The sequence below is a fragment of the Bacteroides sp. L008 genome (genome assembly GCF_040812255.1).
GTDB classification, from domain to species: domain Bacteria; phylum Bacteroidota; class Bacteroidia; order Bacteroidales; family Bacteroidaceae; genus Bacteroides; species Bacteroides vicugnae.
Window position 1 is genome coordinate 1,411,338 of sequence record NZ_JBFNXO010000001.1, and the last position, 13,609, is coordinate 1,424,946.

Annotated in this window: 9 protein-coding genes, 6 tRNA genes and 1 pseudogene; 3 read left to right on the forward strand and 13 right to left on the reverse strand. The window is 43.1% G+C overall.

The window, feature by feature from the left end; genetic code table 11:
- Positions 1-127: 127 nt before the first annotated feature.
- Positions 128-431, reverse strand: a pseudogene (locus AB3G73_RS05725) (hypothetical protein); the annotation flags it as partial.
- A gap of 118 nt (positions 432-549) precedes the next feature.
- On the opposite strand from AB3G73_RS05725, the gene AB3G73_RS05730 reads away from it, so the two are divergent.
- Positions 550-1,224: a response regulator transcription factor gene (locus AB3G73_RS05730; protein WP_074557019.1), complete on the forward strand. Its 675-nt coding sequence runs from the start codon at positions 550-552 to the stop codon at positions 1,222-1,224.
- Between the two features lie 19 nt (positions 1,225-1,243).
- Positions 1,244-2,575 carry an ATP-binding protein gene (locus AB3G73_RS05735; protein ID WP_367743562.1) on the forward strand — a complete coding sequence of 444 codons (1,332 nt, stop codon included), beginning with the start codon at positions 1,244-1,246 and terminating at the stop codon, positions 2,573-2,575.
- Between the two features lie 89 nt (positions 2,576-2,664).
- Here AB3G73_RS05735 and AB3G73_RS05740 read toward each other — a convergent pair whose 3' ends face one another.
- From AB3G73_RS05740 to AB3G73_RS05750, 3 genes are read right to left on the reverse strand one after another with little or no spacing between them, the layout of a single operon-like run.
- Complete coding sequence (locus tag AB3G73_RS05740) at positions 2,665-5,790, reverse strand: efflux RND transporter permease subunit (protein ID WP_217723211.1); 3,126 nt, start codon at positions 5,788-5,790, stop codon at positions 2,665-2,667.
- Between the two features lie 14 nt (positions 5,791-5,804).
- Complete coding sequence (locus AB3G73_RS05745; RefSeq protein ID WP_367743564.1) at positions 5,805-6,899, reverse strand: efflux RND transporter periplasmic adaptor subunit; 1,095 nt, start codon at positions 6,897-6,899, stop codon at positions 5,805-5,807.
- A gap of 22 nt (positions 6,900-6,921) precedes the next feature.
- Positions 6,922-8,187 (reverse strand): TolC family protein, encoded by a 1,266-nt coding sequence (locus AB3G73_RS05750; protein WP_148366948.1) that lies wholly within the window; start codon positions 8,185-8,187, stop codon positions 6,922-6,924.
- 235 nt (positions 8,188-8,422) lie between these two features.
- Between AB3G73_RS05750 and AB3G73_RS05755 the strand changes: the two genes are divergently transcribed.
- A complete protein-coding gene (locus AB3G73_RS05755; protein WP_004295721.1) occupies positions 8,423-8,785 on the forward strand; it encodes a co-chaperone YbbN in 363 nt (120 codons plus the stop codon).
- Positions 8,786-9,025: 240 nt separating this feature from the next.
- Here the strand turns inward: AB3G73_RS05755 and nagA (AB3G73_RS05760) are convergent, their stop codons facing one another.
- The 9 genes from nagA (AB3G73_RS05760) to nspC all read right to left on the reverse strand — a co-directional run bounded on the left by nagA (AB3G73_RS05760) (position 9,026) and on the right by nspC (position 13,451).
- Positions 9,026-10,201: an N-acetylglucosamine-6-phosphate deacetylase gene (gene nagA, locus AB3G73_RS05760; protein ID WP_367743566.1), complete on the reverse strand. Its 1,176-nt coding sequence runs from the start codon at positions 10,199-10,201 to the stop codon at positions 9,026-9,028.
- Between the two features lie 21 nt (positions 10,202-10,222).
- The gene (gene nagA / locus AB3G73_RS05765) at positions 10,223-11,389 is read right to left on the reverse strand and encodes an N-acetylglucosamine-6-phosphate deacetylase (RefSeq protein WP_008648092.1); all 1,167 of its coding nucleotides are present in this window, start codon (positions 11,387-11,389) and stop codon (positions 10,223-10,225) included.
- A gap of 189 nt (positions 11,390-11,578) precedes the next feature.
- Positions 11,579-11,654, reverse strand: a tRNA-Gly gene (locus AB3G73_RS05770).
- Between the two features lie 37 nt (positions 11,655-11,691).
- A tRNA-Leu gene (locus AB3G73_RS05775) sits at positions 11,692-11,773 on the reverse strand.
- Between the two features lie 32 nt (positions 11,774-11,805).
- Positions 11,806-11,878: transfer RNA gene (locus AB3G73_RS05780), tRNA-Gly, on the reverse strand.
- A 19-nt stretch (positions 11,879-11,897) separates the two neighbouring features.
- Positions 11,898-11,981, reverse strand: a tRNA-Leu gene (locus AB3G73_RS05785).
- A gap of 23 nt (positions 11,982-12,004) precedes the next feature.
- A tRNA-Leu gene (locus AB3G73_RS05790) sits at positions 12,005-12,086 on the reverse strand.
- 34 nt (positions 12,087-12,120) lie between these two features.
- Positions 12,121-12,193, reverse strand: a tRNA-Gly gene (locus tag AB3G73_RS05795).
- Between the two features lie 118 nt (positions 12,194-12,311).
- On the reverse strand, positions 12,312-13,451 hold the full coding sequence (gene nspC, locus AB3G73_RS05800; protein ID WP_367743568.1) for a carboxynorspermidine decarboxylase: 1,140 nt from the start codon (positions 13,449-13,451) through the stop codon (positions 12,312-12,314).
- Positions 13,452-13,609 lie beyond the last annotated feature (158 nt).

The window sequence follows — 13,609 nt, forward strand, 5'->3', positions numbered from 1 at the left end:
TCTACCTAAAAACGAATCCTATTTCCATTATTAACAGTCTAACTTTATAATCAATCAGTCTTTTTAAAGTGCTATAAATGAAATAGCCTGTCCGCCTCCGGAGCCATTCGTATGTTCAACGTATTTTCAGAAAATAGTTCCCCTTTGCTTTACGCACGATGGCTACAAATTCACCCGGTTCTCCTGCCAATGCTTTCGATTCGTCACAATCCGGATCGAAGTCGCGGAAGAACTGGAAAACCGGATGGCCTTCATTATTTTCAATCAACAATGAGTCACCTACTAAAACATTATATAACGGTTTGCCGTTGTCGTCTACTGTTAAAGCCATTTTGATATGACCGTCCGGTGATTTCACTTCTGTTTTCGGACTGCTACACCCATAACATCCCAGCACACAGAAAAGCTCCAATGACACAATTTATTTTCATAGCATATCTATTGTTTGTATATAGTACAACTCAAAAAGAAGAAACACTTAAATGTAGCGCAGATTTCTTTCTCCGGATGCCAGGAAAAAAGTATCTTTGCACATAAACAATCTGAATTATGGCAAAGATACTATTGGTTGAAGATGAAATTAATATCGCCTCTTTCATCGAACGGGGACTCAAAGAATTCGGGCATTCGGTAAGCGTCTGCCATGACGGGAACGCCGGTTGGAAAATCCTTCAGGACGAGCCTTTCGACCTTTTGATACTGGACATTATCATGCCTAAAATAAACGGTCTGGAACTTTGCCACCTTTACCGCCAGATGTTCGGGTATCAGACTCCGGTTATTATGCTGACGGCCTTGGGTACAACGGAAGACATTGTTAAAGGACTGGATGCGGGAGCAGACGATTATCTCGTCAAACCTTTTAGTTTTCAGGAGCTGGAAGCGCGCATCAAAGCCCTATTGAGACGCAACAAGGAAGCAGCTTCCAATCTATTGACTTGCGACGATCTGGTGCTGGACTGCAATACCCGGAAAGCCAGAAGAGGTGAGACAGACATCGACCTCACCGTTAAAGAATACCGCCTGCTCGAATATTTCATGACCCATCAAGGGGTTGCCCTCTCACGTATCACCTTGCTCAAAGATGTATGGGACAAGAACTTTGACACCAATACCAATATCGTAGATGTTTATGTGAACTATCTCCGGGTAAAGATTGATCGTGACTTTGATAAAAAGCTGATCCATACAGTCGTAGGACTAGGATATATCATGAATACTTAAACTCCCAAGCACCCCGGCTATGAAAATAGGTTCTAAAATAGCTCTTTTTTATACATTAATCAGTGTACTGACCACTGTCATTATCATTGCCGTATTTTATATTTTCAGTACACAGTACATCAATAAGCTCTATGCTTCTTACCTGCGTGAAAAAGCCTACCTGACCGCACAGAAGCATTGGGAAAAAGATGAAGTAGACGAACAGAGCTACCAGATTATCCAACGCAAATATGACGAACTCCTGCCCGAAGCCCATGAGATTCTTTTAAATATGGATAGTCTCTCCGAAGTGCGTGATACACTGAATAAATACCTCACGCAACACCAGCAGGCTCTTCTGCTGGCAGTACAGGACAGCATCCCTTTCTCCTTCAAATATAAGGATCAACTGGGAGCCGCCCTTTATTATCCGGACAATGAAGGAAACTTTATCGTACTCGTCATGTCCCGGAATGCCTACGGAACAGAAATCAAGGAACACCTATTGTTGCTTTCCATATTTCTCATCTTAGCCAGTTCCGTCCTGATCTTTTTCATCGGAAAAATATACTCCGGCCGTATTCTGGTTCCCCTGCAACACATATTAAAGGAGCTGAAAAGAATACGTGCCAACAGTCTGAACCGCCGATTAAAGACCACCGGCAATAATGACGAGCTGGAAGACATGATAAAGACATTAAATAGTATGCTCGACCGTCTGGACAGTGCATTCAAGGCAGAGAAGTCCTTTGTCAGTCATGCTTCACATGAGTTGAACAATCCGATTACCGCCATTCAGGGAGAATGCGAAATCAGTCTGCTGAAAGAGAGAAGTACGGGAGAATACATTGAATCCCTTCAACGAATCTCTTCGGAAAGCAAACGATTGTCCAGCCTCATCCGGCACCTTCTTTTTCTTTCACGACAAGAAGAAGAACTCCTGAAAAACAATATTGAAGAGATTATTCTGGCCGATCTATTAAAAGAGTTGACGGCTTCCGATGAAAGGATCCATCTTCATTTGGAAGAGACAGACCGGCAGATGACCGTAAAAGCCAATCCATATCTATTGAAGATAGCATTAAAGAATATAATAGATAACGCCTGCAAATACTCTGATAGAGAAGTCAATGTGACTCTCTACCGGGAGCAACAACAAATCATTCTTGATATAGAAGACCGGGGAATCGGTATTCCACAAGAAGAAATAGAACACATATTCCAGTCTTTCTATCGGGGCAGTAATACCCGGGACTATGCCGGACAAGGCATCGGACTTAGCCTGACCCTGAAAATCATCTCTGCTTATCACGCAAAGTTGGATATATTTTCAGAAATAGAAAAAGGAACAAAAGTACGGGTGATTTTTTAATTCACCCTTCTTTTATCCCTTTCTCCCTCTACCTACTGAAAACCTACAAATTTAATCTATGAGAGTTTTTTTCACAGAATAGAAATGAACTAAATACGTCTTTGCAATAACTTTCCATTTTTATCATATAACATTCGTTCATATACCACTTCCACAATAAGAGGAAAGACAAACAGCGCAAAGAAAGTCGCTCCTATCAATCCACCGATAATGACAATCGCCAACGGACGCTGTGATTCCGAACCAATTCCATGACTCATGGCGGCGGGCATCAAACCGATAGCTGCCATTGCCGCTGTCATAATCACAGGGCGGATACGCGAGCGCACTCCTTCCTTAGTGGCTTTCTCCAAGGGCGAGCCGAGTTTTAGATTCGCCTTTATATCGGAAATCATAATCACCCCATTCTGAATACAGATGCCAAACAAAGCAATGAAACCGATACCGGCAGAAATGGAGAAGTTGAACTGCGTTATCAGAAGAGCCACAATACCCCCCACGGCGGCAAATGGTACATTCAGCAATACCAGTCCCGCATCCCGCGCATTAGAGAATAGAATAAACAGGATGATAAAGATGATAGCAATACTGATAGGAACAACCTGTGCCAGACGTTTTGTGGCACGTTGCTGGTTCTCAAAATCCCCCGTCCATTTCAGCGAATAGCCTGCCGGCAGATGCACGGAAGCATTCACCTTTTTCTGCGCCTCGGCAACTGCCGTACCCATATCACGGCCTCTCACCGAGAACTTCACCGCACAGAAACGAGCGTGATTATCACGGAATATCAATAACGGTCCCGTAATCGTCGTTATATCTGCCAATTCCTTGATAGGAACCATCGTTCCATCCATCGCCGGAACCAATATCTTACCTATCTCCTCTTCATTCTGACGGAATTGTTCGCTGTATCTTACCATGATATTGAACTTCCGCTCATCCTCATACAACAGTGAAGCCGATTTTCCGCCAATAGCCATTTCTATAATCGATTGCACATCCTCCTTGGCAACCCCATAACGCGCCAACTGACGTTCATTCAACTCTATACGAAGCTCCGGCTGACCGATGTTCCGAATCACACCCAAGTCTTCAATTCCCTGAACCGTACTAAGAATTTTTTCAATCTGAACCGCATATTTCTCCGACTCATACAAGTCTTTACCAAACACTTTCACCGCAATAGATCCTTTCACACCGGAAGCAGCTTCCTCCACATTATCGGTAATCGGTTGTGAGAAATTGAAGTCAATGCCGGGATAAATGGATAAATCCTCCTGCATCTTATCAATCAGTTCCAGTTTTGTCAACTTGCTCTCCCATTCCTTTTCGGGATAGATATCAACGTGGAACTCGATATTATAGAATCCGGTAGCATCTGTACCGTCATTCGGCCGTCCGGTTTGCGACAGCACTTGCCGCACTTCCGGAAACGTCAAAAGTTTCCTTCTCATTTTATTGGCGAGAACCACCGATTCATCCAACGAAATACTTTGTGGCAAGGTGGCACGAATATAGATAGATCCCTCATTCAACTGCGGAAGAAACTCCGTACCCAGGAAAGAGAAAAGCCATAATCCGACACCAGCTATGACCGTTGCCAACCCGATAGTCAGCTTCCTGTGCGCATAGAATAAATCAAAAAGAGCCGAACACTTCGTATTGATAAAATGGACAAAACGGTTATTCTTCTCACGGACATTCTTCTTCAATAACATGGAAGACATCACGGGAACCAATGTCAATGTAAAGATCAGTGCTCCCAACAGTGCAAAGCCCAGTGTGTAGGCTAAAGGAGAGAACATTTTTCCTTCCACCTTCTGGAAAGAGAAAATAGGGATCAATGCAGTGATGATAATCAATTTGGAGAAGAAAACCGCTTTCGCCTTGTCTTTTGCCGTGTTGCGGATCAATCCCATTTTAGACATCACATTAAAAGCAGGCATCCCCACTTCCCTTGCCTTCTTGTCCAAAGCCACAAACACTCCTTCCACCATCACCACAGCCCCATCAATAATAATACCGAAGTCTATGGCTCCCATAGAAAGCAGATTGGCGGACATTCCCATCACCCGTAAACAGATAAAAGCGAACAAAAGGGCTAATGGGATAACGACAGCAACAATCACGGTAGTCCGCCAATCTGCCATAAAGATCAATACAATAAACGTAACCAATAATATTCCTTCGATCAGATTATGCGTCACAGTCTTTACCGCCAGATTCACCAAGTCCTCCCGGTCATAGAACGCCACTATCTTCACATCTTTCGGAAGCACATTCTGATTCAAGTCTTCTATTTTATCTTTCAGGTTTGCAATCACCTCACCCGGATTCTCTCCTTTCCGCATGACTACAATGCCCTGAACAACATCATCCTCATCCATTCGCCCTACCTGCCCCAGACGAGGCAGACAGGATTCGTGTACATCGGCAAGATTCTTCACCAGAATGGGAGTGCCATTGATGTTTTTCACTACGATATTTCTCAATTCGTCCAAATCGTTAATCAGACCGATTCCACGAACGACATATGCCTGTGAGCTTTTAGTAATGACATCACCTCCTACGTTAATATTACTTTTGGCAATCGCATCATAAAGTTCCAAAGAGGTAATGCCATAATTAATCAACTGGTGAGGATTCACACTTACCTCAAACGTCTTCACCTCCCCGCCGAAGCTCACAATATCCGCCACACCGGACACCGAACGAAGATTACGTTCAATCACCCAATCCTGAATCGTTTTCAGTTCCCGCACACTGCGCTTGTCACTACGAAGCGTATAACGGAATATTTCTCCCGTCGGTCCGTACAGAGGTTGTACTTCCGGAGTCACCCCGTCCGGAAGGTCGGCATCATTCAATAAATTATATACCTGTTGACGTGCGGTGAAATCATCGACACGATCTTCAAACATTACATTGATGACAGAAAGCCCGAAAAGAGTGGTGGAACGAATATCCGTTTTCTTCTGAACGGGATTCATCGCAATCTCAACAGGAATGGTGATAAACTTCTCTACCTCTTCGGCACTACGTCCCGGCCATTGCGTGATAATCGTCACTTTCGTATTCGTCACATCCGGGAAAGCATCTATCGGAGTATGTTTAAAGGAAACAGCTCCGGCTATAACGGCAATCGCTGTACAGAAGAAAATAAAGAATTTATTCTTCAGCGAGAAAGCCACTATATTATCTATGAATTTGTGCATACTATTTTCTGTTTTTAATCTGCATTCAACGCATTATATACCAACAATACATTATTATTCAGCACTCTGTCTCCCTCGGAAAGTCCGGAACGGATATAGCACTCCTTGCTCAACTGCTTGTACACATCCACCTCTTTCACCTGCAAACGCTCATCCGGCTCCACCACGACCACATAATTCTTTCCTCCTTCAAATACCAGTGCATGAGCATCGATACGGGGCATGGAAGTTCCATCTGCCTTACATTTCACACTTACATTCGTAAACATCCCCGGTTTCAACAAATACTCTTCATTCTTTAATTTGATACGGACATTCATCGTTTTACTTTCACTGTTCAGCAAATGATACACCTTATCAATCGTACCGGCAAACATCTTATCCGGATAAGCCAACGTAGAAATGCGTACGGAAGCACCTTCAGAAACCTTACTGATATCGCTTTCATACACATCCGCCATCACCCATACATCTGACAACCCCGAAATCGTGAACAGCTCTTCGCCCTGATCCGGACGCAACTGCATATCCCTGCTGATTTGTTTCTCCACAATAAACCCCGAAACAGGAGATTTCAGCTGATAATAAGCATTTCCGGAGAAATTATAAATAGAGAAAACATCCTTTATTCTTCTTTCTTCGGCTTCGGCACTTGTCAACTCCTGCTTCGCCTGAAGTACATCTTTATCCGAGGTCATGCCGGAAGCATACATATCCTGCGTAGCATCCATATTTCTGCGTGCCAGCAATAACTGTTGTTCCGCCTCCTTCAATTGCTTTTCATAATCTGCCACTTCTCCACTGCGGATGACTGCCAATACCTCTCCCTTACGAACAAAGTCTCCTATTTCAACCTTCAGTTCCGTTACCGTACCTCCAAACATCGGATATACATGTGCCACCTGATTCTCATTAAACGTCACCCGTCCGTTCAATGTCAGTTCATCAATCACCTCTTGAACGTGAACCGTATCGACAGATACAATTCTCAACAAGCTATCTGTCAGGCATAAGGCAGTCGGTTCAACATTCGTTTGTTCTCCTTTACCGGAGCATGCTCCCAATACGGTAGTAAGCAATATGCAAGGAAGGAATTTATTCCAGTTCATAGTCTTTGATAATTTATGAATATTAGTAGTTCAATATGGTTTGTCCGATAGTTGTATTCAAGTTTTCCATCGCCAGGAAAACGTCTTTCTTTATTTCATGTAGCTGAATACAAGTTTCTTTATAGCTGTCATAGTAATCGATAAACTCCAACAAACTGATATTCCGTTTCTTAAAGTTTTCATTCACTCCTTCTATCAGTTTTTCGAAGTTACGTTCCAGTTCCATATGGGTAGATTGATAAAGCTGAACAGCTTTATCCAGTGAAGCATAAGCGGTATAAAGCTCCATATCCGCATGGTTAGCCGCATTTTCTTGTTCCGCTCCCGCCTGCCGGATACTAAAACGGGCAGCTTTAATATTTCCCTGGTTGCGGTTGAAAATAGGCACTGACAGGCTCACTCCTATTGCAAAATAGTCATTGATAAAGTTTCCGACACGGTCATAACTACCTTTCACCGAGAATTCCGGAAATGCCATCGATTTCTGCAATTTCAAGTTCGCACGGGAAGCACTTACCATGCTCCGGGCAATCTTGAGATCCGGACGCTCATTCACCATCGCTTTCAAGTCGGCAAACGATAATTGAGACAGATCCAATTGTTTTAACACTTCTTCATCCAGCGATAGCTTAATCACAGTATCTCCCGGAAGATTTAACAAGACATTGAGTTCCCCTCTAAGGGTCAGCAACTCGTTTTCCCGTTCGTTCTTCTCTTTTTTCAAAGAGAACAGCATAGATTCCAGACGGGACATTTCCATCAACGAAATATTTCCTTTCTCCTGTTGCTGTTTCATTCCGGCAAGTAACTCTTGCAGAGAGTTCACTTCTTTCTCGTAAATAGATATGGATTTCGAAAGAAAATAGACTTGTACGAACTTCTCATTCAATTCCTGTCGAAGTGTCCTCATCACCTCTTCAAACTGATATTCCGCTATTTCCTTATTGATTTTCTCGAGCTTCACCTGTTTATTTCGCTGTCCGGCAAGATGAATCACCTGTTCAATCTCCACAACCGCTTCGCCCTCCTTACCAAAATCAAAATACTTCCCGTTCAGTCGGTTATAGACATTCTGTTCCAACGAGATTACCGGATTCTCAAATAATTTGGCTTGCAGCACTTGTGCCTGTGCCACATCAATGTTGTACCGTTCAGCTATCAGCGATAAGTTACGTTCCAGAAAACGCTGTTCCGCCTCTTTCAGGGTTAATGTTCCTGTGGTAACTTGTTGCGCACAGACTTCTCCTGTCAACAGAAGAAAAAAAGAAATTAGAAATACTCTATTCATTACTCTATTTATCTTTATTACCTTATTGTAGTTGTCGTGGCAAAATTACAATTCTGTAACCGGAGAGATGGGAAAAAGCGATTATAAGCCTCTCATATCAGATTAGAATTCGATTAGAAAATAGCTATAAAGGAAGAATTGTAAACACAACAGGAAAAATGGCTATCCTTCTTTCATCCCAACTCCCCTATCTTTGCAGAAGAGAAAATGAAATGAACCATTAAAAATAGAATATATGAAAATAATAGATTTAACCAAAGATAGTTTTGTAGAAAAAGTAGCTGATTATCAATCTTATCCTGACAACTGGAACTTCAAAGGGAATAAACCTTGCCTGGTCGATTTTCATGCTCCGTGGTGCGTTTATTGCAAAGCGTTATCGCCTATATTAGACCAACTGGCTAAAGAATACGAAGGGAAATTAGATATTTATAAAGTAGACGTCGATCAGGAACCGGAATTGGAAAGTGCATTTAAAATCCGCACCATTCCCAATCTGTTACTTTGCCCGCTGAACGGCAAACCGACAATGAAATTAGGTACAATGAATAAAAACCAATTGAAAGAACTGATAGAAACCAGTTTACTTTCAGAATAAAAATACATTAAAAGTCCGGGAAACTTCTGATGATGATAAACTGCCGGACTTTTGATATCATACAGAACATTGGCTTTTATATAGGGAGTGTGTCAAAACGCAGATTAACGCAAATTATCGCAGATTATTTCATTTATATTGATATATTAATCAACGACTTATAAAATTATTTCTGCGATAATTCGCGTTAATCTGCGTTTTATTATTCATTATGCCCCTCCTCTTTGGGGATTATTTCAACTATTCTTTATGCAACAGAATATCAGTTCCTGGAACAATCTTCCCCATCGACCATACACATCGCACATTCAGCTCCTTATCAAGAATCACAATATCGGCATCCTTTCCCTTTGCCAACGCCCCTTTCCGGTCACTCACTCCAATTAAACGGGCAGGAGTTTCAGAAGCCATGCGCACGGCATCTTCCAAAGGTATATTCGCTTTCTTCACCATGGTGCGAACCAATACATCCATCGTAGCCAAGCTACCGGCCAGTGCAGAATGATCTGCCATCTTACATACGCCGTCCTCTATGATATAGCGAGGATCAATCGGTTCGTTCCCTTCATAAGCAGCATAAGCCAAAGCATCGGTAACGAGGCACGTATTCTCTACACCTTTCAACTTATAAACTAATTTTAGAATCGTGGCAGGCAAGTGAATACCATCTGCAATCACTTCCACTGTCATCCCATCCGTCAAATATACACTCTCCACCGTACCTTCATATTTATATTCACGACGTTTGTGGAAACCCGGCATCGCATTGTAAAAATGGGCAGCATGAGAGAAACCCACTGCATACGCAGCCTTGATATCATCATATTCGGCTTCCGTATGTGTTACGGCAGTCATAATTCCTTTCGAACGGGTGTACTTTGCAAAATCATGCGCGCCGGGCAGTTCAGGACTGATATCCCAACGTCTGATACAAGAGGTATGCTCCAATAAAGGAATATATTCATTTTCATCCGGAGTTTTCAGAAAACCGTCATATTGTGTTCCCGCCATCTTCGGATTCAGGTAAGGACCTTCAATATGCAGGCCGAGAACAGGAGAATCCTTCTCTTTCATCAGGTTTTCACAGATATCGACAGCCTGATAGATTCTTTCGAACGAGGTAGATGATAATGTAGGAAATATCCCGGTAGCACCATGTTTCAAGTGTGCTGTAGTTGCCGTGCGGAATGCTTCTTCCGTTGCTTCCGTATAATCATGTCCGCCACCTCCATGTGCATGCATACTTACAAATCCGGGCACAATCGTCATCCCTCTGGCATCAATAACCGTTGCACCGATAACCGCCAAATCACTGTTGGTCACCTCTAATATTTTTCCATCACAAATCAATACGGAACCATCTTTCAACCAGCCTTGCGGGGTCAATATTCTTCCATTTATTATTTGAGTCAACATAGTCTTCGTTATTTATCAGATTTAAAACAGTTTATTGGTGCCTTCCACCAGTTCTCCCATTGCCCATACAGCTCTCACATTCAAGTCTCTGTCTAAAGCAATCATATCGGCATCCTTGCCACGCTCCAGCGTTCCTTTGCGGTCGAGTACTCCCATGATCCGGGCAGGGGTTTCGGAAGCCATGCGCACGGCATCCTCCAAAGGTATTTCCGCCTTCTGCACCATGGTACGAATCAGGCGGTCCATCGTTGCAATACTTCCCGCCAGTGCTGAATGGTCTGCCAGCTTACATACACCGTCCTCGATAATCACACGCGGATCAAAAGCCACCTGACTATCGCTGGCCGCACAAGCCAATGCATCCGTTATCAGGCAAGTGCGTTCCACTCCTTTTATCTTGTAAACAAGGCGCAAGATTGTTGGAGGCACATGAATTCCGTCTGCCACCACTTCCACTGTCATATCATCAATCAGATAAATACTTTCTACCGTACCTTCATACTTGTACTCTTTCCGTTTATGGAATCCCGGCATCGCATTATAAAAATGAGTGGCATGTGTATATCCCGCCTCGTAGGCTGTCTGTATATCCTCAAACTCGGCCTGGGTATGTCCTACCGAAGCCAACACCCCTTTCGCCGTGATATATTTACCAAATTGCATGGCTCCGGGAAGTTCCGGTGCGGCATCCCAACGCTTGATACAATGAGTTTCTTCCAACAACGGAATATATTCTTCGGGATCGGGATCTTTGATATTTTCCGGAATTTGTCCGCCTGCCATCGCCATATTGAAATAATGTCCTTCCAGATGAAGTCCGAGCACAGGGCTATTAGGCTCCGCCATCATTTTTTCAGTAGTTTCCGCAGCTGCACGGATCATGGGAATGGTAGAAGAAGAAAGAGTAGGAAAAATACTGGTAGTGCCATGCTGCATATGAGCTTTGATTGCTGTCCGGAAAGCCTCTTCCGTGCCTTCCATAAAGTCTCTTCCACCACCACCGTGAACATGGATTTCTACACCGCCCGGAACAATATACATTCCTTTGGCATCAATCAGTTTGGCTCCGATAATTGCAAGGTCACAATTGGTTACTTCCAGAATTTTATTGTCACGAATAAGAACTGACCCATCCTTCAACCAGCCTTGCGGAGTGAGGATGCGTGCATTAATGATCTGTGTTAACATATCACAAATAGTTAAATTAATTAAAGGTCTGTGTGAATCAATGACGCTCTTTTTGGGGGGAGTACATTGATTTTTTCGTTTGCAAAATTACGTTTTTCCGTTCAATCTATCGCTAAAATCGTCCGGTAAACTTCCAATATTATACAAAAAAAGGTTGCCAATCTTATCGACTGACAACCTCATTCTATATGGAGCGGAAAACGAGACTCGAACTCGCGACCCTAACCTTGGCAAGGTTATGCTCTACCAACTGAGCTATTTCCGCAAACTAAATTTCGTCATTCAGAAATCTGAAAGATGGGTGCCCAGAACAGGACTCGAACCTGCATGCCTCTCGACACACGCACCTGAAACGTGCGCGTCTACCAATTCCGCCACCTGGGCAAAACTTAGTTCCATTATTTCAAAGAAACAAGAGCGGAAAACGAGACTCGAACTCGCGACCCTAACCTTGGCAAGGTTATGCTCTACCAACTGAGCTATTTCCGCATTTCACTTTTATAAACTGTGAAGAGAAGGAGACTCGAACTCCCACGACATAACTGTCACTACCCCCTCAAAGTAGCGCGTCTACCAATTCCGCCACCTCTCCATAATTTTAAAGTTTAACCTTTGTGCCCAGAACAGGACTCGAACCTGCATGCCTCTCGACACACGCACCTGAAACGTGCGCGTCTACCAATTCCGCCACCTGGGCAAAGATTATTGTTCCAACATTTCAAAGAAACATGAGCGGAAAACGAGACTCGAACTCGCGACCCTAACCTTGGCAAGGTTATGCTCTACCAACTGAGCTATTTCCGCATTTTTCCGTTTGCGGTTGCAAAGGTAGGGATTTTCCGTAAACCTGCAAACATTCTGCCTACTTTTTTCACAGAAATCTGTTCACTTTGCATCGACCGCAAAACAATCATTTTGATTATCAACTCATTCGGTCACGATAATCTTCATAAGAAAATTGCTTGTATATTTCAGCTTTCCCCTCTTTTGTCCAGATGGCAATGGCAGGATGATGAATTCCGTTAAACATATTTGTCTTGACCATCGTATAATGAATCATATCTTCGAACACAATACGCTCTCCGATTTGTAACTCATGATCGAAGCTCCACAGCCCCATATAATCACCGCTCAAACAGGAATTTCCTCCGAGACGATAAATATATTTTCCTTCATTTCCCATTTCCGCACCACGCACGGCAGGTTGATATGGCATTTCCAGACAGTCAGGCATGTGGCAAGTGAAACTGACATTCAAAATTGCCGTCTTGATGCCACGACTTTCCACCAGATCCACTACTTCGGAAGTCAGCACTCCCGTCTGCCAGGTAAAGGCCGAACCGGGCTCCAGAATAATGCGCAAATGAGGATAACGTGCTTTTAACCCTTGCAACAGTCTTATCAAATGATCAGTATCATAGTCTTTGCGGGTCATCAGGTGTCCACCACCCAGATTCAACCATTTGATCTGTGAAAACCAGCGGGCAAATTTAGCTTCGAGATGTTCTAATGTACGTTCCAACTCATAAGAAGAAGATTCACAGTGACAATGGCAATGAAAGCCTTCAATCCCTTGCGGTAATGCTTCGGGGAGCAGATCGGCCGTTATCCCAAAACGTGTGCCGGGTGCACATGGATTATAAAGTTCGGTTTCCACTTCCGAATATTCAGGATTTACGCGGATACCACAAGAAATACCGCTTCCTTCTGCAACCACCATCGGATAGAAACGTTCAAACTGCTGCATTGAGTTGAATGTGATATGACTGCTGCAACGCATGATTTCCGGGAAATCCTGTTCCGTATAAGCAGGAGAATATGTATGCGCCTTACTGCCGAACTCATCCAATGCCAAACGGGCTTCATACACCGAACTTGCCGTAGAATGATCTATATATTCACGGAATATAGGGAAAGAACGCCACATGGCAAATGACTTGAAAGCAAGGATGATCTCCACTCCCGCCCTGTCGGCTACGCTTTTTATCAAACACAGGTTCTTTCTTAAAAGTTCTTCTTCCATGATGTAACAAGGAGAAGGGAACTGATTAAAATCTATCATATATAAAAATATTATCTAAAATAACGCCTTATGAACGTGAATGCAAAAATACAAATTCAAAAGCAAAGAGGGATTGTTTTATTTTTAATTAAGATATTGGTTTTCGCGAACTTTTTCTTATTTTTACACCTTTATAATCTATAAGTAGTTATATCATC

Coding starts and splice junctions, on each gene's coding strand:
- AB3G73_RS05740 (WP_217723211.1), bottom strand. CDS start 5,790: ATGCACAAATTCATAGATAATATAGTGGCTTTCTCGCTGAAGAATAAA.
- AB3G73_RS05755 (WP_004295721.1), top strand. CDS start 8,423: ATGAAAATAATAGATTTAACCAAAGATAGTTTTGTAGAAAAAGTAGCT.
- nagA (WP_008648092.1), bottom strand. CDS start 11,389: ATGTTAACACAGATCATTAATGCACGCATCCTCACTCCGCAAGGCTGG.
- AB3G73_RS05735 (WP_367743562.1), top strand. CDS start 1,244: ATGAAAATAGGTTCTAAAATAGCTCTTTTTTATACATTAATCAGTGTA.
- nagA (WP_367743566.1), bottom strand. CDS start 10,201: ATGTTGACTCAAATAATAAATGGAAGAATATTGACCCCGCAAGGCTGG.
- AB3G73_RS05745 (WP_367743564.1), bottom strand. CDS start 6,899: ATGAACTGGAATAAATTCCTTCCTTGCATATTGCTTACTACCGTATTG.
- AB3G73_RS05730 (WP_074557019.1), top strand. CDS start 550: ATGGCAAAGATACTATTGGTTGAAGATGAAATTAATATCGCCTCTTTC.
- nspC (WP_367743568.1), bottom strand. CDS start 13,451: ATGATAGATTTTAATCAGTTCCCTTCTCCTTGTTACATCATGGAAGAA.
- AB3G73_RS05750 (WP_148366948.1), bottom strand. CDS start 8,187: ATGAATAGAGTATTTCTAATTTCTTTTTTTCTTCTGTTGACAGGAGAA.